Source organism: Flammeovirga sp. AWQ4_249 (assembly GCF_056161045.1).
In genome coordinates this window covers 126387-152164 of the sequence record NZ_JBSWYJ010000006.1, presented here as the reverse complement: position 1 = coordinate 152164, position 25778 = coordinate 126387, and the positions used below count along the sequence as shown (strand labels likewise).

25 protein-coding genes are annotated in these 25778 nt (G+C 30.8%); 10 read left to right on the top strand and 15 right to left on the bottom strand.

The annotated features are described in order from the left end of the window. Nucleotides 1-87: 87 nt before the first annotated feature. On the bottom strand, nt 88-564 hold the full coding sequence (locus ACXAHM_RS07380; protein WP_474959773.1) for a hypothetical protein: 477 nt from the start codon (nt 562-564) through the stop codon (nt 88-90). 283 nt (nt 565-847) lie between these two features. Here ACXAHM_RS07380 and lepB point away from each other — a divergent pair, with 283 nt between their 5' ends. Then, nucleotides 848-1828, top strand: coding sequence for a signal peptidase I (gene lepB, locus ACXAHM_RS07375; RefSeq protein ID WP_474959772.1), 981 nt, complete (start codon nt 848-850; stop codon nt 1826-1828). Between the two features lie 158 nt (nt 1829-1986). On the opposite strand, the gene ACXAHM_RS07370 is transcribed toward lepB, so the two are convergent. The 4 genes from ACXAHM_RS07370 to ACXAHM_RS07355 all read right to left on the bottom strand — a co-directional run bounded on the left by ACXAHM_RS07370 (nt 1987) and on the right by ACXAHM_RS07355 (nt 6575). Beyond that, nucleotides 1987-2388 carry a YchJ family protein gene (locus tag ACXAHM_RS07370; RefSeq protein WP_474959771.1) on the bottom strand — a complete coding sequence of 134 codons (402 nt, stop codon included), beginning with the start codon at nt 2386-2388 and terminating at the stop codon, nt 1987-1989. Between the two features lie 296 nt (nt 2389-2684). After that, the gene (locus ACXAHM_RS07365) at nt 2685-4040 is read right to left on the bottom strand and encodes a ParB N-terminal domain-containing protein (RefSeq protein ID WP_474959770.1); all 1356 of its coding nucleotides are present in this window, start codon (nt 4038-4040) and stop codon (nt 2685-2687) included. 32 nt (nt 4041-4072) lie between these two features. Continuing rightward, on the bottom strand, nt 4073-4903 hold the full coding sequence (locus ACXAHM_RS07360) for a helix-turn-helix domain-containing protein (protein WP_474959769.1): 831 nt from the start codon (nt 4901-4903) through the stop codon (nt 4073-4075). A gap of 118 nt (nt 4904-5021) precedes the next feature. Further along, complete coding sequence (locus ACXAHM_RS07355; RefSeq protein WP_474959768.1) at nt 5022-6575, bottom strand: RepB family plasmid replication initiator protein; 1554 nt, start codon at nt 6573-6575, stop codon at nt 5022-5024. A gap of 1731 nt (nt 6576-8306) precedes the next feature. Between ACXAHM_RS07355 and ACXAHM_RS07350 the strand changes: the two genes are divergently transcribed. Both ACXAHM_RS07350 and ACXAHM_RS07345 read left to right on the top strand, forming a co-directional pair. Further along, nucleotides 8307-9299: a ParA family protein gene (locus ACXAHM_RS07350; RefSeq protein ID WP_474959767.1), complete on the top strand. Its 993-nt coding sequence runs from the start codon at nt 8307-8309 to the stop codon at nt 9297-9299. Continuing rightward, nucleotides 9292-10182 carry a hypothetical protein gene (locus tag ACXAHM_RS07345; protein WP_474959766.1) on the top strand — a complete coding sequence of 297 codons (891 nt, stop codon included), beginning with the start codon at nt 9292-9294 and terminating at the stop codon, nt 10180-10182. The genes ACXAHM_RS07350 and ACXAHM_RS07345 overlap by 8 nt, the downstream gene beginning before the upstream one ends. Nucleotides 10183-10236: 54 nt before the next feature. Here the strand turns inward: ACXAHM_RS07345 and ACXAHM_RS07340 are convergent, their stop codons facing one another. After that, nucleotides 10237-10686 (bottom strand): DUF4493 domain-containing protein, encoded by a 450-nt coding sequence (locus tag ACXAHM_RS07340; RefSeq protein ID WP_474959765.1) that lies wholly within the window; start codon nt 10684-10686, stop codon nt 10237-10239. Between the two features lie 301 nt (nt 10687-10987). Here ACXAHM_RS07340 and ACXAHM_RS07335 point away from each other — a divergent pair, with 301 nt between their 5' ends. From ACXAHM_RS07335 to ACXAHM_RS07320, 4 genes are all read left to right on the top strand, one after another. Then, the gene (locus tag ACXAHM_RS07335) at nt 10988-11590 is read left to right on the top strand and encodes a YtfJ family protein (protein ID WP_474959764.1); all 603 of its coding nucleotides are present in this window, start codon (nt 10988-10990) and stop codon (nt 11588-11590) included. Nucleotides 11591-11831: 241 nt separating this feature from the next. After that, the gene (locus tag ACXAHM_RS07330; protein WP_474959763.1) at nt 11832-13094 is read left to right on the top strand and encodes an L-cysteine desulfidase family protein; all 1263 of its coding nucleotides are present in this window, start codon (nt 11832-11834) and stop codon (nt 13092-13094) included. Nucleotides 13095-13317: 223 nt separating this feature from the next. After that, nucleotides 13318-13884, top strand: a complete 567-nt coding sequence (locus ACXAHM_RS07325; RefSeq protein ID WP_474959762.1) for a hypothetical protein — start codon at nt 13318-13320, stop codon at nt 13882-13884. Nucleotides 13885-15167: 1283 nt separating this feature from the next. Continuing rightward, nucleotides 15168-15554, top strand: coding sequence for a hypothetical protein (locus ACXAHM_RS07320; RefSeq protein WP_474959761.1), 387 nt, complete (start codon nt 15168-15170; stop codon nt 15552-15554). 126 nt (nt 15555-15680) lie between these two features. Here ACXAHM_RS07320 and ACXAHM_RS07315 read toward each other — a convergent pair whose 3' ends face one another. The 4 genes from ACXAHM_RS07315 to ACXAHM_RS07300 form a co-directional block, all read right to left on the bottom strand. Further along, on the bottom strand, nt 15681-16226 hold the full coding sequence (locus tag ACXAHM_RS07315) for a hypothetical protein (protein WP_474959760.1): 546 nt from the start codon (nt 16224-16226) through the stop codon (nt 15681-15683). A 27-nt stretch (nt 16227-16253) separates the two neighbouring features. Continuing rightward, nucleotides 16254-16514: a hypothetical protein gene (locus tag ACXAHM_RS07310; RefSeq protein ID WP_474959759.1), complete on the bottom strand. Its 261-nt coding sequence runs from the start codon at nt 16512-16514 to the stop codon at nt 16254-16256. Nucleotides 16515-16706: 192 nt separating this feature from the next. Next, nucleotides 16707-17102, bottom strand: coding sequence for a DUF2500 domain-containing protein (locus ACXAHM_RS07305; protein ID WP_474959758.1), 396 nt, complete (start codon nt 17100-17102; stop codon nt 16707-16709). 105 nt (nt 17103-17207) lie between these two features. Beyond that, complete coding sequence (locus ACXAHM_RS07300) at nt 17208-17894, bottom strand: TPM domain-containing protein (RefSeq protein WP_474959757.1); 687 nt, start codon at nt 17892-17894, stop codon at nt 17208-17210. A 196-nt stretch (nt 17895-18090) separates the two neighbouring features. Here ACXAHM_RS07300 and ACXAHM_RS07295 point away from each other — a divergent pair, with 196 nt between their 5' ends. Then, nucleotides 18091-18435, top strand: a complete 345-nt coding sequence (locus ACXAHM_RS07295; protein WP_474959756.1) for a hypothetical protein — start codon at nt 18091-18093, stop codon at nt 18433-18435. A 71-nt stretch (nt 18436-18506) separates the two neighbouring features. Here the strand turns inward: ACXAHM_RS07295 and ACXAHM_RS07290 are convergent, their stop codons facing one another. From ACXAHM_RS07290 to ACXAHM_RS07270, 5 genes are all read right to left on the bottom strand, one after another. Beyond that, nucleotides 18507-19016 (bottom strand): DUF2306 domain-containing protein, encoded by a 510-nt coding sequence (locus ACXAHM_RS07290; protein WP_474959755.1) that lies wholly within the window; start codon nt 19014-19016, stop codon nt 18507-18509. A 159-nt stretch (nt 19017-19175) separates the two neighbouring features. After that, entirely contained in the window at nt 19176-19715 is a 540-nt protein-coding gene (locus tag ACXAHM_RS07285; RefSeq protein ID WP_474959754.1) for a carboxymuconolactone decarboxylase family protein, read from the bottom strand. Nucleotides 19716-19944: 229 nt separating this feature from the next. Next, a complete protein-coding gene (locus ACXAHM_RS07280; protein ID WP_474959753.1) occupies nt 19945-21636 on the bottom strand; it encodes a hypothetical protein in 1692 nt (563 codons plus the stop codon). Nucleotides 21637-21676: 40 nt separating this feature from the next. Further along, on the bottom strand, nt 21677-22354 hold the full coding sequence (locus ACXAHM_RS07275) for a hypothetical protein (protein ID WP_474959752.1): 678 nt from the start codon (nt 22352-22354) through the stop codon (nt 21677-21679). Between the two features lie 227 nt (nt 22355-22581). Beyond that, a complete protein-coding gene (locus tag ACXAHM_RS07270) occupies nt 22582-23079 on the bottom strand; it encodes a carboxymuconolactone decarboxylase family protein (protein ID WP_474959751.1) in 498 nt (165 codons plus the stop codon). Between the two features lie 274 nt (nt 23080-23353). Between ACXAHM_RS07270 and ACXAHM_RS07265 the strand changes: the two genes are divergently transcribed. Together ACXAHM_RS07265 and ACXAHM_RS07260 are read left to right on the top strand one after the other, a co-directional pair. After that, nucleotides 23354-25198 carry a hypothetical protein gene (locus ACXAHM_RS07265; protein WP_474959750.1) on the top strand — a complete coding sequence of 615 codons (1845 nt, stop codon included), beginning with the start codon at nt 23354-23356 and terminating at the stop codon, nt 25196-25198. A gap of 33 nt (nt 25199-25231) precedes the next feature. After that, complete coding sequence (locus tag ACXAHM_RS07260; RefSeq protein ID WP_474959749.1) at nt 25232-25603, top strand: hypothetical protein; 372 nt, start codon at nt 25232-25234, stop codon at nt 25601-25603. Nucleotides 25604-25778 lie beyond the last annotated feature (175 nt).

The following is a 25778-nucleotide window of genomic DNA, read 5'->3' as shown; positions in this document are numbered from 1 at the left end:
TATAAAAAGTAGTGAGGATTACAAGAAGGAAAATTTACAAGTAAAATAAAAGGGATAGATAATTTCAAATCATCTATCCCTCTCATATTATTTCTTCTTTTGTTCTTTTTCTGCCTTTTCTTTTAGCTTAATATTATACATTAAGATATTAATAATGATATCATCTTCGTCATCAATATTGATTTGATACATGACACCTTTTTTCACTCCTTCGAAACGTAAAATAGATCTCTTCCCTTTTTCATAATCATGCATACTAACTTGCTTTTCTGAAAAAGTAAGATGGACATTATAGGTATCCTGAATATATTTTTTCAATGGAGAATTCTCTATTAATTCATCATGACTTGGTGTGAATTTCAAAGCGTAAATTGTCTTATTCTCTAAAGTCATTGCTTCCAACATTCCAGGAGTTTTATCAAATGACGTAGAAGCTGAATCCGGTAAACTTCCTATTTTATTTTTAATAGAATAAAGTCCAATTGTCTGTGCATAATTATCCAAAGAAAAAAAGAAGAAGAGGGAAAATACTACTAGTACTTTACTATTGAAAAGTTTGTTCATAATTGTTTTTATTAAGTTTACTAGGTCTTAAATATTATATGTATTCAATGATTAATTTATACCTAGTCTACCTAGAAAATGTTGAATCGTTTAAAGCTTATTTGAAAACTTTTCAAATAATCAATTAACACAATTTAAAAAGCAACAGAGTCTTATATTTATTAATTTTAATGTGATAAAATTTGATTGCACCCAGATCAGTCAATTATAGTTCTTCTAACAAATAGACTTTTTATATGCTGCTGAAAGTTCAGTACAAATTGTCAAATTAATTACTATCACAATGAGTAAAAAAGAAAGTAAATTATTTAGTAAAGATTCTGTCAAGGATTTCTTTCAAGTATTAATTCTAGTCTCGTTATTCTCTTGGTTAATTGGCTGGAGAAGCGTTGTCCCTACTAGTTCATTAGAACCAAGTATTCAAGCTGGAGATCATATTATCATCTCCAAATTAAATTATGGAGCCATCACTCCGGCGACACCATTACAACTCCCGTTGTTACATGGCTATGGATTGGACTGGATTTCATTACCGACCTTTAGGTTACCAGGTTTTTCAGAAGTAACCAAAGGTGATATTGTCGGCTTCTTTTATCCAGTAGAAGACAAACCTGTAGACCTAAAAACAATCTACTTAAAGAGATGTGTTGCTACTCCAGGAGATACGATCAGTATTAAAAAAGGGGAAATTTACATCAATGGAAAACACGAGTTTGCTGACCTTGAAACAAAGCATCAATATGAAATCATCACTAAGAATGGTCTTTCAAAGCGCATCTTAGAGGAACTGGATTTATATACATATGACTTTAATAATGATAAAATTTATCCATCAAATAAAAGAAGTTTCGTTGTAAATATTTCTGATAAAAAGGCAGAAGAAATCAAACAAAACCCGAACATCGTAAATACTAAAAAAATGGTGATGCACGATGCTGACTTCTACCCTTCGACAAGAGTTCCTAAGAAAGGAGATGTTGTAAAATTGAATAGGAAAAATTTCAATTTATATAAGCCCATCATTTTAAAATATGAAGACAATGAAGCGACATTTGTTGATGGTAAAATCATAATCGATGGAAAAGAAGTCAAAGAATATACAGTCCAACAAGACTACTATTTCATGATGGGTGACAATAGACATAACTCTCTTGACTCAAGATATTGGGGATTTGTCCCTTCAGATCACATCTATGGAAAAGGAGTTGTTGTACTTTTCAACCTTAAAGAATTTGATGCTGATAGAGTATTCAAAGGACTTTAAGGTTGGAATTAAAAATGAAAAATGAATAGTGAAAAACTAAATCACTTCACTATAAAACAAAGAAGCCTAAGCATAAATTGCTTGGGCTTTTTCATTTCTGAATCTTTATAACATCTGAATAATCATCAGTCATGAAGCATCAGAAAAGTAAAGATACTTTACAAAGCATCTTTATAAACCCAATGTCCATTCTCTTTTTCAAAGGTAGATTTCTCATGAATCATAGAAGGTTTTCCTCTTTCAGTAAACATAGCCTTAAACTCTACAACACCGAAATCATCCCCTTCTTTTCCATCTTTAGTGAAAAGAACTTCTAAGCCAATCCACTTTACAGCCTTTGCCCACTTGATAATTTCACGCCTTTCACTTCTCGTTGAAGGTCTCGTTTTAGAGTGATGACTGATATTTAAATACTCTGAATTTGCAAGTACATAGGCTGAATATCTAGAACGCATCAGCTGTTCTGCAGTCACTACATTATTGATGTCATTATGTGCAATGGCACAACAATCTTTATATTTCTTTCCAGTACCACAAGGGCACATTTCTTCTTTTGTCATCACTATAAATTTACTAAAAACGATATTGGCAAATTTACCAAAACCGCTTTCTCTAAAAAAGGAAAATGCTATTTTGGACAATAATAAATCAAAAGATGATATGGGTGAAAATTTAGAATACTACAGTTTTGGCAAATTTGCCAAAAACGAATTTTGAGAAGAATAAAAGAGAAATCTAAGAGAAGAGTAAAATGGTAAATACTAAAAAAGTTCCATTTTGGTAAAATTGCCAAAAACGAAAAAAGTGATCCGAGGACCACTTTTTTCTTAAAACTATATTTATAAATTGTAGATTTTTATGATAGAGATTTATAAAATGTTTCTCTTAAAATCTGTAATTCTTGATGTTCATCTAATTCAGTGTAGTGACTTTCATGTTTCACTTCTACTGTTGGCGTTGAGTTACAAGTGACAATTCCCACCGTCAGGTCTTGTTTTTCTACTTGTACTTTTGCTTCCTCAAGTAAACTTTCATTGACTACAATATAGAATTTATGACAGCTAGCAGAAAGATCAACTAAATTTTTTAAGCTTTGTAAATCATCAAAAGTAGATACGATTTGGTAACCGACTACAAGTGGAGATAATTCTAAAGAATTTAATCTTATCACTTGTACAACATCAATGAATTTACTTTGCTTTATTTCTTTGTTATTCTCTACAAAACGAATCGTAAAATCATTGTAATGTTGGAAAGAAGTGTCTACATTTTGATCATCAAAAGCAATAGAAGGATTTCTAAAAGCTAGTCCTACTCTACTTATGTGATTCACCAAAGAAGTGTCTTTTAATAAAGATTGAATTTGTTTTGGTGTCAATTCTTTACTAGCCTTCTTCGTTTTTCTAGTTTTATTTTTCTTTTGCTCGAGTTCAATAGCACGTAATTCTGTCCAAGCTTTGTGGATTGATGTTTCACCATTCATAACGGAAGACAACATATCATAAGGTCCTTTTTCAATCACCTTCTTCATCTTCGTTACATTCTTCGTAGAAACACCTGCAATTTTAGCCGCTTCTTCAGCTCTATTAATTCTTCCTTTAGGATCAATATTTAATGACTTTCTTAATTCATCTAAGTCATTTTGCTCTTCAGAAACTTCCTCTACTACTTCTTTCGTTTTACGTTCAGCAGCAGCATTAAAACCCTGAACTTGTTTTTTCTTACGTTCTTTTGCTTCAATACCTAAAAATTCAGTAAGCTGTAATGCAATACGAATCTTTTCTGCATCACCAATATTACGACGACCAAGTTGATTGCGTAACATCCAAATGCGAACGTCATTGTGTGTGTTGAATTTTAATTCTTTACACGGAATATATTCTAAACCTAATTTGATAGCTGCTTCACAACGGTGATGTCCATCAACTACTGTATGAACAACACGTGCGGCTGCACCATCTCTTAGGGTATGCGTCCAATATAAAATAGGTTCACGAACGCCTTCAGCTTTGATTGATTCTTCAAAGTTTCTAGCTTCGTCTTCATTTTGCTTACGAATAAGCTCCCTGTATTCAGGTTCAATATGAAATGCTCCAGGAGATTTATATTCAACTTGTGTCAACTTCTCTTGAGATTCCTTTTCACGAAGGGTTGTTTTTCCCTCCTTTAACTTCTCTTCTTCTTTCTTTTTAAATTTATCTAAATTTAGCATATCTCATCTCTCAGTACAGGGTATACAAAAAATTAGTCCAATACAGGTAATAATTCATTGACAAGTGAACGAACTTCCTTTGTAATGTTTGTATTACTGAAGTTTGTATCTCTTTGGTATTGGATTGAATCAGGAATAAAATTATCTAAAAGTTTTAATCCCATGTAGCCATCTAATTCAAATGGCATTCTAGATTCCTTTACAGTTCTATTGACACGGTTGCGGATACCAATAATTTTTGTTGGTAAATCTAATGAATCTCTAACATCTGCAATATTACTGATACTAGAAATCGTTGGTCCTAATGCTGTTTCATTTAAAGTAATAGGAACTACTACATCAGAATTAGCAATAATTGAAGTCAATAAATCCGTAATTGCTACATAACCTGCAGTATCTACTAATATATAATCATAATCGTACTGATTATCTTCAATTAGTTTTCTATACTTTTCAGAAACTGCGATGGAGTTGGAATCAAAAACAATAACATCAATGTTATCATGCTTGCCATTTTCTGCATACATTCCTAATGTCTGTTGAGGATCCGTATCAATACATAAAACTTTTAACTCTGGGTTTTCAATAACGATACCCATCGTGATTTGTCTTAATAAAGATGACTTTGTGTTTCCTCCTTTAGAATTAATTAAGGAAATAACTTTTGCAGGAGCTCCTTTTACGATATAATCTAAAGGCACTTTAAAAATGTCTGCTATTTTTGATAAGCCAGAATATGGGATTTCTACCTTCCCTTTTTCCCATTTAATTAATCCTTGAACAGAAATATCAATTAGCTGAGCTAATTCTTTCTGTTGCATATTATTTTTTTTTCGAAGTTTGACGATGTTTTCTCCGATCATGTCTGTAAAGTTATATTATTGTATAATTACAAACCTAATATAATTACTATAAAGGTCAAAATAACTAATACAATTAAGTTTATGATTAACTTAAAAAGTCCTAAATCTATAAAATAGACTACCAATCATTAATCATTTTTGCGAAAGTACCTTTGTTAGGGAAAATTTCGTTTCTCTGAACAGCATTACGCAAATCTCTGATTTCTTTCTTCAAAGGTTTCATCACTTGATACTCTTCTAAGTCATTGACAAAAACTTCAATGGCTTTACGGATGATAGAATTACCAAGTCCTAATGATTTCATGTCTTTGTAGAAAACAAAAAGTTGGTTATTTAATTCATCCAAGTATACTTGATGCCACTCACTAAACTTCTTTGTTTTGAAGTCGTATGTACCAAAATGATTTAGTTTCTTCGCCAATTTTGTTGAAAGTTCATTGAATAGCTGTTTATCCTGTCCATACTCAGGACAAGGAATGGCAACTGGCTCAAATTTATAAACAGAGGGCTTCTTCTTTTCTGGAGCTTTTTCAACTTCAGGTTGAGGAGCTTCTTCTAATATTTGAACATCTTCGATTACTGAATCAACAGGCTTTTCTTGAACAGGAGTTGACGGTTTCTCTACATTTAAAGCAGCCGCTCCATTCATGATATACGAAAGCATATTGTTTTGTACACCAATAATGAATTTTTCACGTGAACCGCCCGCATGTTCAGAGATAATCTCACTCAACCACTTTCCTAATAATTTTTCATTCATGACAGGATCTACAATTCTTTGATCCACATCTTTGTAACAGTTATTATTTAAGCGGTATAAATGGACAAAATTGTCAAATGTATTTTTCAATGTTGCATCTTGGCTGAATTCAGTATTCAACAACTCCATTGATGAGGCAAAATCATTTTCTCTTTGTGGATGATCCACTTTTCCTGAGAAATAAAACTCCAATACTTTGATTGTTCTCCCCTGCTTATATTCCTTAAGCGTTACTTCGATATCTGCGTTCTTATTAATATCCTTGATGGAAGGAGTAATTACAGATTGCTTTAAACGCCCATAAGATTGATATGTTTTGTGTTTTTCTAAACCGAAAACAGATCTAAAATCGTCTACAGTAATTTTTCTACTTTCATAAAAGCCAATACCACGAGAAAGAAGGTCATATAATTTTGGACCATACTTTGAACGCATTTGACGGATATTTCCGTAGATATATGTAGTATAATTGTTTTTAGCATTTAGATAGGGTAATAAATTATCCGAATACTCAAAAGTCACTTTCGTTTTATCCAATACAATACGATCGAAAATCGAAACGTATTCCTTACGATATCCTTTACTCAATAAACTAACGTCTCCATCTTTACCGATGATTACAGGAAGTCCTGAATTTTTATCAAGAGGAGTATAGAACATAATCATGGATGACTTGAGCAATTGACATGCTTTATCGACATCTTTTAGATTTTGTCCACCAACATATCTACCGTAAAAACTCGAAAGTTTAAAAGTAATAGGTTTAGAGTAATCCTCATTGTGGAATGTATTGGTATAAATAAATAACTTCTGTGCTAAACCAGGTATCGGAAGCTGAGTATTCGCTTCGATGATCTGATTAGGACGCTTTACCAATTCAGCACGAGTGGTTATATTATTTATTAAATCCATATTTATAAATAAGTCAAATTATATAACATCAAAAAGTACCGCTACTTAAAATTGCGGTGGACTTAGTATATTTTAAAGTCTAATTTAGAGTAAAAATCCGAAAAACAAACATTTTTTACGGTGTATATAGTATTTTTAATTTTCAATTGCGGTTAATTCAGTATATTAAATCCAATAGCGCGGTTAAGTTGATATTTATGAAAATTAGAAAGTTACAATTTTGAGAATTTAAGTCTTCACTTTTTATATATACTAAATAAGACGCAAAATCGATTTAATAATGACTTTTACTATTGGATAATCATTAAAAACAAGAAAACTCCGTAATTAATGCGGTTAAGTTGGTATATACAGAAATAATTTACGGTTCATTTAGTATATATAAAGTCAAATTGCGGTTAAATCAGTATCTAAACTACGTTTTATTTAGGATTTAATGCTCCAATTACGGTTGAATTGATATAAATAGCCTCATTTTACGGTTAAGGTAGTATATATAATAAGGTATTAAGGTTAAGTAAGGGTTTATACTGCGGTTAAACCAGTATAGTATAATGGTGATCTTTTAATCGAATTACGTTTAAATCAGTATATTTAAGGATGTTACTACTTGATTTTTAGTTGTTTATGTTTACTATAATATACAAGTAGTAATAAAAAGAAGATAAAAGTATTTCTATTTTTGGAGTTTTAGGGTTTTAAATCAGTCTTATATGTCTATATAGATACATAAATACGATTACTCCGTAGTGTTTTAAGGTTAAGTAAATATCTGGAACGTATAAATTATGGTGTTAGATGTGTTTGAAGACCTATTTTACGGTTAAGTAATGTTGTTAGAAATAGTACTACGGTTAAGTGCGTATAATCTTACGGTTAAAATAGTATTTAATGAACGGTTATATAGATATCGATTTATGGTTTAATTAGTATTTAAAGGGTATCATTCATACTGTATATCAGTTAGTTATGACCACTATAATAATAAATATATTAATAAAACTAATAATAATATATTCTATTCTCTTTTTAAGGATTAAATTAAAATTATATATCAATTCATTTAGAATGAATATATCCAAATGAGACTTAGTTATTAGAATTACGGTTAAAACAGTATTTATAATAAAAAAATAAGGAGAAAATAGGTTTTTGATGACCTTTTACGGTTAAGGTGGTATATAGACTAATAAATTTACGGTTGAAATAGTATTTATAGTTAAATAATGCGGTTAAGATGGTATATATATAAATACTCCGTAGTTAAAACTGAACAAATTATATACTTAAAGTACTGATTCTACTTTGTTTATATATACTAAAACTCCTTAGGTTTATATATAGCGTAATAATATTACGGTTAAGATGGTATATTAAGAGTATTATTATGGTTGAATAGTGTTCTATTAGCGTTAGTTTATACTTAAAGTGCGGTTAAGATGGTATTTAAAGGTGTATTTTATGGTTGAAAAGGTATTCTAAGCGGATTTTTAGTATTTAAATATACCAAACACACCGTAATATTAGTTTAACATTAAAAGTGAAAAAATGTACTGTATTTAACGTAATAGTTCATTTTTGTACGGATAAATTCTTTTTTATGTCTTTTATAGTGAAAAAAAGTTCTTTAAAACCTTTAAATAGTAGTTTAAAGTGAAAAAAATATCTTTTTTGTTTTTTAGTTCGTAAAATTTGTGTTGTTTTGTTATCAAATAATGAAATAACTACATCATGACACAAAAAGATATACTAGACTTCATTAAGCAAAACGATATGCTGAAAGTTTCTGTCGTAGAAAAGAAGGCAGGAATTCCAACAAGGTCATTACATAAAGCCTTGAATGGAGAACAAAACTTAAAAGCAGAATATATTGATAAGCTTACTCAGGTACTTACTCCTCTTGGATTAAAATTGAAAGATAAATTTAAAGTTATCTCTATCATCAATAACAAAGGTGGAGTTGCCAAAACAACTACTGCTTGTAACTTAGGAGCGGCATTATCTAGAATTGGAAAGAAAGTATTGTTGATTGATGCAGATCCTCAAGGTAATCTTACACAGCATTTGGGATATAAAGATCCTCAATTTTACGAAGGAAAAGAGTTGTCAGATATCATTGAAGCGAAGTGTGATGTAAATCAAGCCATCATTCAATATCAAGAAAACTTGCATTTGATTCCATCGACAACTAACCTTGATTTTACGAATAAGACATTAAACAGAAATTCTGGTCCTTCTTCTTACAAATTGGTAAAGCGACTTGTTATCGATAAAATTGAAGAAGATTACGATTATATATTCTTCGATTTGTCTCCTTCTTTTGCGTTGATTACAAACGATTCTTGTTTGATTGCTTCAAATAGAGCGTTGATTCCAGTAGATGCATCAGAATTTGCTTTTCGTGGAATAAACAATGTGTTGAGTCACATCAATGACTATAGAGAAGAAAATCCAAATCTTGAAGTATTAGGTTTCTTATTTACAAAGACCGGTAGAACAAAAGATATGCACAAGTATAAAGAGGCATTACGTTCTACACATTACAGAGTTTTTGAAACAGAAATCGCTGTTAGAGATATGGCGTATAACAAAGGACCACTTATTGGTAAAGATATTTTCTCTCTTTTTGATGATGAATCTTTAAAAAAACAAGAGAAAGAGGGAATCAAAAAAGCGATGGATGAACACACAGAATTAGCAGAAGAAATTATAGAATATGCCTAACGAAATAAATATTGGAGATTTTTTACCAGGAAATGATCAGAAATCCTCTAAGTTAATTGACTCCAAAAAAGAAGAAATGTCATCAGGAAAAATACATATCCTTGATGAACTAAAGAAGTGGATTCGACCGCTTACAGAATCTGAAAGAAACACTCTTGAAGAAAGTATTAAGAACGAAGGTGTTCGTGATCCGTTGACTTTTTTCTATTTAGAAAATGGACAAAAAGTACTTTTAGATGGTCACAACAGATATGAAATCTGTGTATCTTTAGGAGGTGCAGACAATGGTTATGATTTTGAAGAAGTCATTGTAGACATTGATAATATTGATGATGCAAAACTTTGGATGATTAAAAACCAAGTAGGTAAACGTAACTTATCGAAAAGAGAAATGTCGTTTTACCGTGGTCATCATTACCTGACACATAAAGGAAAACAAGGAGAAAAAACAGGTGATGGAAAGCTCTATAATGTTTTGGCTGAAGAGTATAATGTCGGAAAAAACACAATACTTCGTGATGCTAAAATTGCTGAAGTTTTAGATTTAGTTTCGGATACTTTTAAGCACGAATATTTTGATGGTGAGATTAATGTATCTCAAGCAAAATTTGAAGAAGCATTAAAGGCATTAAAAGAGGAGGTTATTGATGAAGATGAATTAGAAATATACCTTCAAAACAAATTTATAAAAGAAGTTGCAAAACCTTCGACTACATCTAGAGCAGCGACAAATGCACCAAAACCTTTTACTTTTAACAAAGTAAATAAAACAATACAAACATTAATAGATGCTCCATTAGAAAAAGAATTAGGGAAAGTTGAGAAGATTGCGATGGAGGAATCTGTGAAAGAATTAATAAAAAAATATGGTTTAGAGATCTAACATCAGGTCCCAAAACACAAAAAAGAAAAGGTCCCAATTTGGGACCTTTTTTATTTACTTATAGACCACAGGGTAAACATCTTCATGTTCCACTGCTGAAAGTATCTGATTTTTATCTTTGCTAATCATTTTACAATTGACTTCCACCATAGTGGCGTTTCCATCAATCACCGTCAATTGTTGCTTACCTAAAAATACCAAATCTCCTCTATAATTTACCGATGAAGCAATGACTTCATATTGTCCTTGTTTTAATCTTAAACGAGAAGGAATATCTTGAACTCTTTTAAAAAGAATAGTTTCCTGACGATTATGAATATTTTCTATACGGACATTAAACTGATCTGTATTGACAATACTCAAAGAAGAAGTATATAAATTTTCTTTTTGAATATCTATTTTAATAGTAACATCACCTACTTTAGAATATTTTTCATAGTTAGTTGAACATCCAAATAATATAAATGATAGTAGATAAAAAAGAGAATGATAGATATATTTCATAGGACAATTAAAAGTTGATACACTCCCACTAACGGGAAAAGCGAGAATTCTTTTCAAACCCAAAAATTGAAAGATGTAAAGGAATCAGATTTTATTAATAGATTATTTGAGAAAAGAATTGCATAGACCAAAACCTTACATTTATTTTGAGTTAGATAAATTGATATAGACTTAAATTTGAAGTATATTTTAAAATGAAATTGTAGGGATAATAGAATTTTAGTACATCCAAAATGTTTTAAAGAAGTTGTACAATATCGTTAGTAGATAACACGAATTTGATGATAAATAAAGATATTCCATGTTGAAAAAAATAATTCTTTACTTCCTATTAGTACTTTCTACACAGACAGTTTTATACGGACAGGAAGAACAGAATGAAAAAATATTACAAAGAGGTGACTATATCTCCCCTATTACTGTAAGAGATTTAAAAAATAACGATACCATAACTCCATTGATCGGAGAAAAAGTAGTGCTGATTTTTTATGCAGATCCAGACACTCCAAATTCTAATGAGAAGTTTGTAGAAGAAATTAAACAATGGAAATTCAACTTAGATGAATTTTTAGCGTACGGTATTGTCAATCTTAATGACTCTAGATACCCAAATGGTGTAGTACGTTTTATGATTCGAATGATTCGAAAAAGATCTAAAAGAGAAGCAGGTGCTACCATCTTAACGGATCCTGAAGGAACTGTAAGACAAGAATGGAATACTGGAGATAGTAACAATAGTATTGGCATTTTATTAGTCGATAAAACAGGTGAAGTATTGTTTTGGAGTCCATCAGAATTGACAGAAACAGAAAGACAATTTGTGATTCAACAGATCTGTGAACATACAACAGGTTATAAAAAATTGACAGAAGAAGAAATGAAAGCTTTTGAACTTGATGACTAATCTCAATAAAGTAAAAGAGTTTAATCACTGTGTGTTCTAAAATGTAAGACTACTTTTGTGGCATCCATATTATTATAGGAAATGAATTTAAGAAGAGGAAACTAATCGTTGCTGTGTAGAATTTGGCTATTACATATACAGTTACTTAAGAGTTTCCTCTTTTTCATATTTCCTATTTTAAAAAACACTTTTATCTACGAATTGAACCACGATGAGACTTACCGATAAAGAACTAAAACAAATGCTTAATATTCTGGAGGAAGAAATTGTTCCTGCAGAAGGTTGTACAGAACCAATTGCAATTGCGTATGCTGCAGCAAAAGCTAGAGAAATATTAGAGGAACATCCCGAATCAATTGAAGTTTTTGTTTCAGGTAATATTTTAAAAAATGCCAAGAGTGTTATTGTTCCCAGCAGTGGTGGATTGGCAGGTATAGAAGCAGCAGCAGCAATGGGTGCATTATTTGGTAATCCGTCAAAAGACTTATTAGTCATAAGTGATATCCAGAAAGAGGAAATGGAAAAAGTTGTTTCATTTATGCAACGTAACCCAATTCACTTAGTAGTTGTACCCAATAATATTACGCTCTATATTCAAATTAAAATAAAGGGAAAAACAGCCGAAGCTTCAGTAGAAATAAAACATACACATACAAATATTACGAAGGTTACTAAAAATGATAAAGTGTTGATAGATCAACCTTGTAATGATTTTGACTTTAACTCTTCACTGACAGATAGAAGTATTTTGTCCATTGAGAAAATTGTTGAAATGGCAAATCATGTAGCATTAGAAAAAATAGCTCCTTTATTTGAAAAAGTATTTCAATTGAATGCGACTATAGCAGAACATGGATTAAGTAAAAGATATGGTGTAAGTATTGGTGCTTGTATTCAAGATAATATCAATAAAGGAATTTATGGTAATGATCAACGTAACCGTTCCGCAAGTTATGCAGCAGCAGGGAGTGACGCTAGAATGGGTGGAAGTGCATTGGCAGTAATGACGACGAGTGGCAGCGGTAATCAAGGAATGACCGCTTCTCTCCCAATAATTCGTTATTGTATGGATCAAAAGAAATCCAAAGAAGAAATGTACAGAGCATTATTGGTTTCACATTTATCAACAGTACATATCAAAACAAATGTGGGAAGATTATCCGCTTACTGTGGAGTCATTACAGCATCTGCTGCTGTGAGCGGAGCTTTGGTATATTTAGAAAACGGTACAACACAACAAATACAAAATGCAATCATTAATACATTAGGAAATATATCAGGTGTAATTTGCGATGGAGCAAATGCCTCATGTGCTTCTAAAATAGCTTCTGGTATTTATGCTGCTTTTGATGGAGCAATGTTGGCCCAAGTTGGCAATGTATTAACAGAGAATGATGGAATTTGCAATCACTCAGTTGAAGAAACAATTTGTAATGTAGGAACATTAGCTCAAAAAGGAATGAAAGAAACAGATAAAACGATACTTGATATAATGGTAAACTAAAAAAGATAAATTCTGTATATGATCAACTATTGAAGACAGTTATTTCTTAGGAAATGCTGTCTTTTTTAATATACCAAATCTCCGTAATTCCGTTGATTATTTCTAAATATACCAAATCTCCGTACTTTTTCTCTTTATCGTTAATAATGTAAAATAGTTAGCACATAAACATACTTTATCTCGTTTATGTAAATAGATCTTCAACTAAAGATAGTCTGACGCTATGAAAACGCTATATAATATACTATGCTTACTATTAGTGACACTTCCAGCGATTGCTAATACTTTTGATGACAACATCACCATCACTGATTTCAAAATTGAAAAAAGTATGATTGTATGGACGACAGAAAAAGAAATAGATAATAAGGAGTTTATTATAGAGGCTTCTGTTGATGGACAACATTGGACAGAAGTAGATCATCTTGAAGGAGAATCCTATTCTGATATCGATAGAATTTATAAATACAGTATTGAACGACCAGTTCAAACAACGTATTATCGATTGAAACGTGAAGATCTTGAAGGGAATATCAGTGTGTATGATAAAGTAATCAAATACGAAGTCATGGCTGAGCAACCTTTTATTAAATATGAAATAGAAAATCAGAAAGTCCTCTTCTCCACAAATGATGGAAAGGTCAATGTCATCTTAATGGATGCTGATGGCCATGAGGAATTCAAAGGATATATTAAAGACGGTGAAGAAATTGAAGTTTCTGAAGGGCCACACTTTCTAAAATTGACTTCAGCTCATCAGCACGTTTTTAAACAAGTTATTATTGAATAGGAAATCTATGATATATTACCCCAGCAAGATATTAAATCGCTAATATCAGAGCTACAACAATTTCTATTATGAAAAAATGCCACACTAATTACTGTGTGGTTTTTTTATACCTCAACTTTAAATCACACGTAAATATACCACAACTACGTGTAGACATGAAAAAAACGTAATGAGATCTTAATTATACCAAAACTCCGCACTTGAAATTAGATTACTCCGTAAAATGAAGTGATAAAACACAATTCCAACCTAAATATACCACAACTCCGTATTTTCTAAGGAGATTTAGTATATTAAAGGATAACACTCCTTTTCAATCATAGAAAGAACTATTTTTATTCGATTCTGCTTTGGTAAGATCAATTCCTATTGCGGATTTTATCTTATTATACCAAAACTCCGCAATTTACTTTACGCTTTTTGATTAACAACTTGATTCAATTCATGTAAAGATTAATTAAATCATATAACAGCCATATAATTAGCGAGAAAGCCATTTCTTTATTTATTAGGGATTTTATCAATGAATAATAATAAAACGCTTACGAGAGCTTATACAAGCTGAAATAAAGAAATGGATGAGTAGTATAGGCATAAAATAAAAGAAGAATTACCATTTCAATCAGTTTCACGTTAAATTGAGGAGTTATGGTATTTAAAGTTATACCTTGAGTAATATTGAAAAATATACTACTTGAAATAAAAACTACGGAGTATTGGTATTTTAAAAGTCTTTGATTTAAAAATTGAGTCAAATATTCACATTAGAGGTCTTTTTCAAGAGAAATTAAGGAGTTTCTAGGATCTTAATTATTAAATATACCATCTTAACCGTAAAATGAATTCTCATGTTCTTATCTGAATTTAAAGTTTGCTCTATTGGAAACAACAATTTGCTTATAAAACAAAATGAATCATTGTGTAATATTTATGCATGTTAGCTAGTATTTAAAATACAATCTTAAAATTGTTAATTAGATGGTGTATATTAATTACGTTAGCCATATTTACAATATGAAAAAGGATATCTTTTTCTAAACACAAAACACGCTATACTTTCTCATACTCTCAATGTGAAAGTAAAAATTCTATCAGTAAATATTGTAGCAAACAGAGAACGTTTATCATACTATCGCATTCTATAAACAAAATCTCTTACAATACTGGTATTAAATAAACTTCAAATACTTGAAATGAAAATAGAAGTATTTATCTCCTATTCCATGATCGTATTTTGAATAAAAAGCTTTATTATTTTATCATATGTAAAACGATTCACAAAGATGAAAATTACTAACAAACTATTTATCATGGTTACTTTATGCCATGTCATTCTAGCTTTATTTAATACTTCACTTTTTGCGGGTGAAGTTGGAAATGGATATCCATATCAAAAGTATGCAATTGTAGATTCTAAAAAAGAAGCTAAAATTAAGATGGAAGACTTTGTAGCTGAAATTAAGGCCGAATATGGTGTGGATCTAAAACAAAAATCTAAAAATAGATATAGGTTCTCTGATGTGGATAGTAAAATCACATATATCGTTTACATTAGAAATAACAAGAAATTTGGTGAGAGTGGATATACTGTAACAATGGATATTCATGAGATAAAAAATAAAAGAAGAGAGTCTACTTTATACAAGCAAAGTTTGTTGCAATATCAATAAACTATAGTGCATCATTGTACTTTAAAAAATGATACTCTATTCAAGCTAAAAAGAAAAGGTAGAGCTGTAAAACTCTACCTTTTTGTAACGGACGATATATAAAACTACATGAAAGTATTTTTATGATTATGGGGTGATTAAGATCTCATTCCAATCAATTTCTTCGTAAGTAATATTGATAGTATTTGAGGTGATTCCTTCTCCAGATTCATAATCAGTAAGAATTTGAACCAAGTCTAGCTGAATCGTATAGCTATCTCCAGCATTAGGCGTTATCGTGGATAAATTAACTGTAGTCTCAGCATATTTATTTCCAGTTTCATTACTATAATATTTAATCGTCAAACTGTTGATTTCTGTCCATCTGTCATATGTGACGTCATTTAGAGAGGTATAATGCTCATTATAATAGGAATATGTATAAAATTCCGCTGTTGTACAATCATATTCTATTTGTTCACTTTTACCGTTAATAAGGATATTTACATTATACCCGTGGGCATTGATATCGGAAATATCTTCTATTTTTACTCTCGATTGATGATTTTCAAGGTAAGCTTCACCTGCTATATTTTCAGTAAGGGTGATACTTTCTGTAAAACTCCATTTCATATTATCATGCCCATAGGCAAAGATGAGTAATAAATATTCTCCTTCTTCAAGGAGTGGCAATTGAAAAGAGGAAGGTATTTCTGATTCTCACTCCTCTTCATACCAGTTTTCATGATACTCATAGAAAACAGAATGACAGTTATTATCATTTTTATTATAAAGCGAAATTTCTAAAGCATAGATATCCTCATTCTTGATCCTCGAATTAGAAAGTACTTCTACATTATTTAGACCAGTTAATGTGATTTGATACTTTTCTGAAGGAATCACCACCTGTTCATTTTCTTTTGATGAACATGAAAATAGTACACAAATCAATGAGAGTAAATAAATTACTTTTGATTTCATAGTTAATGGGTAAAGGTAAAGTTACATAATAATTAAGCACCAAAATTAAAGGTTTTTATGCGACATATAAATAACCATTTTTAGGTATTTTTACCCTCATACAATTAAATAATATAAATATTAAAATACTGATTACCAGGTCTTTATAGTGAGATTTAATATAGTATTGAAATAGTACAATAGAGTAATAAGTTAAACGGTTCCATCTTGAAAACCATAAAATCGACCACCTTGGTGTGTCAATATTCCACTTTGATTTTCGTTGTGAAGTTTGAATTCATGTTCATTGACTCTGAACATAATTTGTTCACCATTTAATTTTTCAAAAGTAATGTAGTAGCGATAATGTTCCTTGAAATTCTGGATTTGCTTTTTCCCTTTTGAACGTAATCTTTTCTTTATTTTTTTTGAAAAGACTTTCGCTCGAGTGTCAGTGATAGGGTATTTTTTTTCATTGTCTAACCATATATCAGCTAACTTGAATTTAAAAACGAATATAAAAACGATAACGAGGAAAGTCAGAAGGAAATAATTGGGTATACCTTCAATCAAATGATATTCATATAAAAAGTTTAAATAGATTTCCATAGCAGAGAAATATAAAATAGTTTTTGGTAGTTACTCATTATAATTTACTTCAATTTTAATGAAATTCAAAATTTTTAAACTTGCTCTATTTATATACCCTATTGGCTAAAAATCACCTCCTGCACCACCGCCTCCGCTGTCGCTTCCACCGAATGAGCTACTATCAAATGAAGAATTACTATTTTGAGTGGAAGAGTCAAATCGAATTCTTGGTTTGGATTTATTGGATTTATATCTATTCATAATGATATCTATAATTATTATTAAGAATATTAAAGCGATGATAAAATAGACTGTATTATTAAAATTATTTTGATCATCAATTTGAGACTCAATAGAATGAATGCTTTTAAGAATTCCTTCTTTATATTTATCTTCTTTTAGAAATGGAATAAGACTATTATCCACAATCTCCTGTAAGTTATCATTCGATATAAATTGATGACTTGTTGAGACATACAATCTTCTTTCATTTGTGGCAATTAGAAATAAGACTCCTTGATCATTGTATCCATATCCTAAGATCAAATATTCACGAAGTGATTGTGCTAAATCTTTTCTATTAAAACCATGAAAATCTTCAACGAAATAAACACCATACTCAGCGTTACTTTTTTGATTGATTTGTAAGAGTTCCTTTGTTAAGGAGAAAATAAAAGTACTATCAATCATTTTACTTTCTGAATAAACAGGTAAACTATATGGGAAGTGATCTTTAACATAATCATCAACAGATTGTGCATGCAACTGTATCGTAACAAATGTCAGGAGTATCGAAAAGTATTTAAGCATTATTTGTTAGTGTGAATTTCTATATAAAGTACTTTGTAATATATTCTAGAATTTAGTTTTTAAAGTATTAAGGAGTGTATTTATAGATGAAAAACCTTATAAAGTTAACGCCTTTTAACATTATTAATGTACGTTAATATACCTAGTTGATAGAGTTGATGTTCCGTAAGTAGAAGAACATCAGCTCTATTCATCTATGAAAAGATTATTCTTCTTACTAGCTTTATCAATCGTTTTTCTAATATTGAGTTTACAATCTTATGGTCAGGAAAATAAGATTACAATTCAAGCTATTCAAAACTATGTCTGTAACAATACGATCAATAGTATTCTAGAAAAACAGACAACACCTTCATTTTCCAATATCATGAAATATGAAGGGCAACATACAAAGTATTTTGACTTTAATTGTCAAAGAGAAAAATATAAATACAATTTTAAATTAAGTAGTTTTGAACATAAAAACATGTCTTTGTATGTTCAAAAAAGAGGTATGTACGGGAATGAATACAAAGTGGGTATTCGATATAATTTGCATTAATTCTTCAAAACATTAAATGATGTTACTGTAGTTGTTTCTAAATTTAAGATTTTCTTTATTCATTACGCTAATTATGCTGGGTTCAATGTATTTGATTTCTCAGTAACAATAGCAAATTCTTTTTTCCACTTCTTCTTTTTAAAGCCAAAAATTAATCCACCTAGCAACATTATTATTGCAGTTGCAACCCCGATCATACCATAAAAAGGTACATTTGGAATTCGTACTAATAATTCAGCTGCAAAGGCCGCATAAAGTCCCATAACAGACCAATACATAAATGTAAAATGTAGATATAACCATTTACTTGATTTTCTATAATAAACGGGGATTATGCCTAAAATCAAGGTAGTTAAACTAATTATTGCTGTGATATGAAATATTCCAAAACCATTAAATAGTCGATAAATCATAAAAGCTGTAGACAGTAATAGAACCATGGAAGATACGTACCCATAACCAATTTTTATATGCAGAGGGCTTCCTTTTTTTAATACCAATGTAATTGTTCCTAAAATTAGAGCAAAAACTGAAGCTATGACATGTATAAGGCCAATAGTATCACCAATGAAATTTTCCATTATAATAGTTGAAATTTATAGTTAGTTTTAAATAAGTATTACAATATATAAAAAAATATTCAATTTCCCACTTCTCAAAATTAATATAAAAAAATAAGTCGCCCTAAACTGATTTAATAACCAATCTAAGGTGACTTTAATTTATGAGATCAAAAGCTATTAATCTACAACTGGGAAATCCACTTCTACACCTGTTAAACCATACACATAATTGGTAAATGTGACTGAGATTACCACTGAAACGAAATCAATCAATGCTTTTTCACTATAGCCTAAAGCAAAGAAACGTTGTTTTGTTTCATCAGAAGCTCTTCCTGCATTTTGAGCAACTTCTTTAGCTAGGGAAGTAAGTGTATTGAGTTTTTCATCTTCGATTGTAGCATTTCGTAGTTCAATCGTTTCTGCTTCAGAAAAGCCATTCATTTTAGCAATAGCCGTATGGGCAGATTTACAGTAAGTACAATCGTTCGCTTGAGAAACAGCTAATTTAATAGCCTCAACTTCTTTGTTAGAAAATGTCCCATCGCTGGCTTTTCCTGAAAAATCAAGAAAACTACCTAGTGCACTACTCGAATAGCCGATTGTAGCATATAAATTAGGTACCATACCCAATTGTTGTTGCAAGTTATCAAAGATAGCTTGGCTTTGTTCGTTGACTTGCTCTCTTGTAGGTACTGCGATATTTGTTAAGACTTTCATGGGTTGTTATATGTTTTGTGTTTTTAATTATTGAACAATACAAATGTATATTAAATAATATATGACCGATTAGTCAAAAATTCCTTTATAGTTGTTTTAATTTCCTTTTTATGGTTAAAACATTGATTAATAGAGTTGTATGTCTTTTTCATTTTAATACATAAATAAAAAAGCTATTCCTTTTTCTAATAAAAAAAGAATAGCTTCTAAATAGATAGATGTATTGATATTAATTTATTACATCAATTTTTATCAATTCTTTATCGTAATCTATTTCCATGAGAAAGTTGTTTTGACAATCTGTAATGATCCAATTCCCTTTTCGTTTTTTGAATTTAGAAATACCCTCTAGATTTTTACGTGTCTTGTCTTCCAATAATGCATTTTCTAGATATTCGACATGAAATTTATCTTGAACCAATTGAAAATCCATTTGATTTTTTAAATAGTGTTGAGCTTTATCAACTCTAGCGTAAGAAGGCATATTTTTAGTTTTAATCAATGTCAGATCGTGTGTAAGTACTCCAGGTTTAAAAGTCAGAATATCTACAAATTGATTAATGATGTCAGTTGTGAAGAGATCTTGATTTTCGGCTAATAAATTATGTCTTATTTCATTAAAACTAAGAATAATAAATTGATCTGTGGTATTATTATAAATCATGAAATCCACCTCATCAGTTTCTTTTCTTTTGGGATAAAATGAATTTTTATCTTTTGTCACAATCGTTTGAATTAGTTTAAGAGAATACATGTTGTCATCACGAAAAATGACATGATCAGGGTATATTGCTCTTACTTTTTTGTCAACCAATTCACTATATGGGCGGATCAGTGATTTGTCTAAACTTTCCTTTAAGAAGGAAATAATTGGTTGACCATAATCCTCATTAATATCATAAATAGCCTTGTAAATGACGGGTTCTAATTCTACAGATCTATTTTCACTATGCGAAAGCAAGTACTTTTTGGCGCTTTCATTACTTTTGACCAACTCTTTGGAGTACTTAAAATTATTGACCACTTTAAGAAGTTCCAAATCAACCACTCCATCTGTTGGAATAGGAAAGTCAGGACTTAATTGATGATTATCTTCATACTGGAAAAGTAATACAAAATCGATGAATGATAAAAGCATTCCATTTCGTTTGATAAAAGTTGTTTCCCATTTATAATCATTGTAATTACTGCCATAGAAAGCACCACTAAATGGAGTGAAATTAGTATTTTTAAAGGTTGATTTAGGAATGTCTTCAAAATCAAAAAACAACTGACCTCCATTTAATTTATTTGTCAATTCTAGAGATTTAAGGATAGAAATATCTCCGTAATAATCGTCTTCTAATGGAGAATAAATACTATATGCCCAATCCTCTAGAGGACTATCTGAGCTAACGAGCTTCTTATATAACTTTTTTGGAATATGATAAGTAATCGTAGCTTCGATGTCTTTTAAATGACTAAAAAGAGAAGTAGATAAGATCGAGTCCTCAATATGTAAAAAAGTACTGTATCCAAATTGACTATACTTTTTAGAGGAGGAAGTAGAAGTATTCGAATTGCTATTCGTCGACCCCCAAGAATCGTCATTTCCCCATGAAGATGTTCGATTAATTCTACCCTTTATAGGTAGGGTAGAGACATATTCAAGTAGTTGTTCTTGATTTCTACTATTTAGAAATTGATACCAAACTTCATTTTCAAAGGAGGTTTTTGGAAGGTAATATTGTTCATTGACCTTTAATGTCACTTGTGGAAGAAGCACGTTTTTAATAAAAAAGTCATACTTATCCATCATTGTAGCCATGTGAGGATTCTTTTCAAAAGAGAACGTTTTCTTTACTTCTACATATTCTCTTGAATCATTCGCACTAACAGATAAAGAGAATAAAGTAAATAGTAGTAGAAATGTTTTTTTCATCATAAAAAATGTTTAGTCGTAGATAGTAGTGTAGCCATGATTATCCTTCAGAACGCGAAGTTACAGGAAATAACTTCTCTAGACGGAAAAATCCTGTATTTATTTCATCATTGTTATTGAAGAAGAGTGAGATTTTGTCTGAACTAATTTTTAATTTGTGAGGCTGAAGATTAAGAACGGTTTTCATATCCTCCCCTTGACGAAGGTCTTTATAATTTCCTCTGCTTACAAGAAATTTTGCATTCTCAAATTTGATTTCTTTGACTTCAGAGGTAATTGAAGAGGTATTTAAAAGAGCAAGGTTTTTATCTGCATCCCCTTCAACGTAGACATTGTATATTGCATGACCATCAGAGTAGCCCATGACATATAATCCAATCACTTGTTTTTTTTGTGACTCGTTATACCATGTTGATAGAAATGCTCTTCCTCCAATCCACCAATCTGCATGAAATTCATGCAATTCATCTACATCTTCTAAGTTTTCGTAGGCATTTTGAACATTAAAAACAGCCAAAAGATTGTTTTCATCTGTAAAATGTGCTCTTTGGGCCAAAAAAGCTTTTGAAGCTTTTCCCGAAAATGAGTATTGTTCCAGATAAGGATCTAAAAGAGTCGTGATATCTGAAATTCCTTCTGAAATGGAATGTGTTTTTTGACAAAAAGTGTCAGTGATTGAAATGAAAATCAATAATGCAAAAACTATAATTTGTTTCATTATTAAGTAAGGTAAAGTGGGCAAACAGTGTTAATATGGGAGTAAATATGATATTAAAAAATCTAAAAACAAAGAAAAGATAGGGTCTCATTCTAACAAAAATACCGATTTTGTTAGAATTTGTAGGTAGTCAACATTATGGTTTCTTCTTCACGAAATAAAAAAGCCATCCCATTTGATACATAATCAAAGTAGGATGACTTCAAATCTTCAATTATAAAAGTCAATTAATCGACTACAGGAAAGTCTACCGGTACACCTGTAAGTCCATATACATAATTTGTAAAAGTGACAGAGATAACCACTGAAACAAAGTCAATCAAAGCTTTTTCATCATAACCCAAAGCAAAGAAACGTTGTTTAGTTTCATCTGATGCTCTACCCGCATCTACTGCCACTTCTTTAGCAAGAGAAGTTAGCACATTTAGTCTTTCATCTTCTATAGTTGCATTCCTTAATTGTGTTGTTTCTTCTTCTGTAAATCCATTCATTTTTGCAATTGCCGTATGTGCCGATTTACAATATGTACAATCATTGGCTTGAGAAACAGCTAATTTTATTGCTTCAATTTCTTTATTATTGAATGTTCCATTACTCGCTTTTCCAGAGAAATCTAAGAAATTGGCTAATGCATTACTCGAATAACCGATAGTTGCATAAAGGTTGGGAACCATTCCTAATTGTTGTTTTAAGTTATCAAAGATTACTTGGCTTTGCTCATTCACTTAATCTCTTGTAGGTACTGCGATTTGTTGTAAAGTGCTCATTGTATTTTTGTTTTATGTTTTAATTATTGAACAATACAAATGTAAATAAATACATTTATGACTGATTAGTCAATAATTCCTATAAGATTGGTAGGAATACTTTTTTGAATAATTAATGGGCATAAATACTATGAATTAGAGGGGGAGAATTTTTTAAACAGTTATCTTGACGCTAAAATTAAAGATTCGTACTTATAATTGTTACCATAAAACGAAATAGAAAGAAATGAAGATGAATTTTTCAAAGTGGGCAGGTGCAATGGCTCTAATTTCGAGCCTAGCAGTTTCTACTTTTGCTCAAAATAAAGTAACAGTTAATCCACATACTCAAAAATTTTTGGGAGAGAATACATCACAGTTAGACCGTGATAAATTCTTACAATCTCATATGTTTTTTAATAAAAAGGATGATGCAGAATTTTTAGCTTTTAAAGCCGATTATAAGATCAACCCTGAATATTTTGGTTCAAGAAGATTTTGGAGTCCGTTATCCACTGTGAAAAAAGGAGTACCTCCAAAATTAAAAAATAAATATAAGGGTGTTAGAGAAACAGTTCCTTTTACAATCGCGACAGGAAGAGCAACTAAGTTTTTCTATGATAGAAGCGTGGATTATACGGAGGCTGATGTAGCTCAATATTCAAAACAGACTGCTGCTTTTATTGCGGCAGATTACCGTCAAGGATGGGATGAAGTTCCTTCTATTTATGAGCCATTCAATGAACCAATGGTGCATGTTCAAGATTTATATCCTGGGAAGTTTAACAAAGAAAAAAACAATCTTGGTATCATCAAGATTTCTGAAGCTTTAAGAGACATAGGAAAAGCTGTTCATGCAATTCCTGAACTTCAAAATATGAAAGTGGCTGGATTTGCATCCGCTTGGCCTGAGTTTGAATTAAATGATTTTACTGTTTGGGATACGCGTTTTAGGACTTTTATTGATATTGCAGGAAGAGACATGGATATCTTTTCTGTGCACCTTTATGATGGAAAAGGACTGAACAATTCAGGTGGTAGAAGATCAGGGGCAAATGCAGAAGCCATTTTGGATATGATTGAAGCTTACAGTTTTTTAAGTATGGGTGAGGTGAAACCTTTTGCGATTACAGAGTATGGTCGTTTAGTGGTAGATCAACCGGATTGGAAACCGAAAAATGGACTATCAAACTATGAAGCTGTTGAAAACGCTCAAGCAGTAAGGTCTCAATTGCATATGGCGTTGGCATTTATGGAAAGAGAAGATAACCTTGTGTGTGCAGTGGTATTCTCAACAGGTAAGCAAGATCCTAAACAGAAGTTTTCAAAAGCGAGTCTTTGGACAAAGAATGAAAATGATACTTGGGAATTAACACCTCGTAAATATTTCTTCGAAATTCTAAATGAAATCAAAGGACAACGTGTCGCTATTCATTCTGGAAATGTTGATATTCAATCACAGGCTTTTATTGATGGGAAGCAAATGTATGTTGTATTAAACAATCTTAATGATAATACACAAACAATTGACCTAGATATTTTAGATACAATAGGTCTAAAGAATGTTGAAATAAAACGCTTAAAAACTTTCATCGATAAGATTCCTGAACTATCAGAAGAAAAACAAAAAGAGGCGCCAGCTCAAATAGATATTGACTACGGAGAAACAATAGTTTTGACTTACAATTACACAAAAGATATCAAAACAAAGCAGCAGGAATACAGAACGAAGTATTATGCTACAAAATATTTAAAGCCAATTGAAGCAGATCAAGCCAATACATTTGAATTTGAAAATGTATATGCAAAAGATAAAGTGTCGGCTACTTTAAGAGTTGGAGTAGGTCGCTCGCACGGAAAGAGTTTGGTACCTACGATCATTGTTAATGACCAAAAAGTGGAATTACCAGAAGATATTATCAGAGGGGATGACCAACATAATAGAAAGCAATTTTTTGGGGTTTTAGAAATTCCAGTCCCCGTTAAATACTTAACGGAAGGGACAAATAAGGTTGAAGTAACATTCTCTGATGAAGGAGGACATGTAAGTTCAGCAATTCTTCATGTGAATACAGCATCGAAGAATCAACAAATCTAATTATATTTTTTTGCGATTAAATTGAAATTAGAAATGAAGAAAATTATCATTACTTCGCTACTTGTTGCAGGTTCTTTTTTAATGGCAAATGCACAAGATGTACCAGCTCCAGGAAAATGGGCAAAAGAACAAGCTACAGAATTTGCTGAAATCGCTGATCAACAATTAGAGTTGACAGATGAGTTAGAGCAACAAGTTTACGAAGCACGTTTAAAATTTGTTTCTCACTCTTCTTATTACTGGAAACAAAAAAAGAATGGTGAATTAACAGCTGAAGAAACACAAGAAAAGGTAAATGCAGTTCAAAAAGAATCTAATCAAAAAATCATGAGCCTTTTAGGGATCAAATGGAAAGAACTTAATAAAATCAACAAAGCGTTTGTCACTAGTCAAAAAGCGAAATAAGAAATATAGTTTTTATACTATTTTGACGTAATCTAGACTTTACCCACAAGTTTATCTAACTTAAGAAGAGGAGCAGCATTAGCTGTTCCTTTTTTTATTGAACGATTTTTTAGAGGCCTTTTGTAACAAATTACAATCGTTTTAAAGTGAGCTTATACCCAATCTAGCCTTAAAT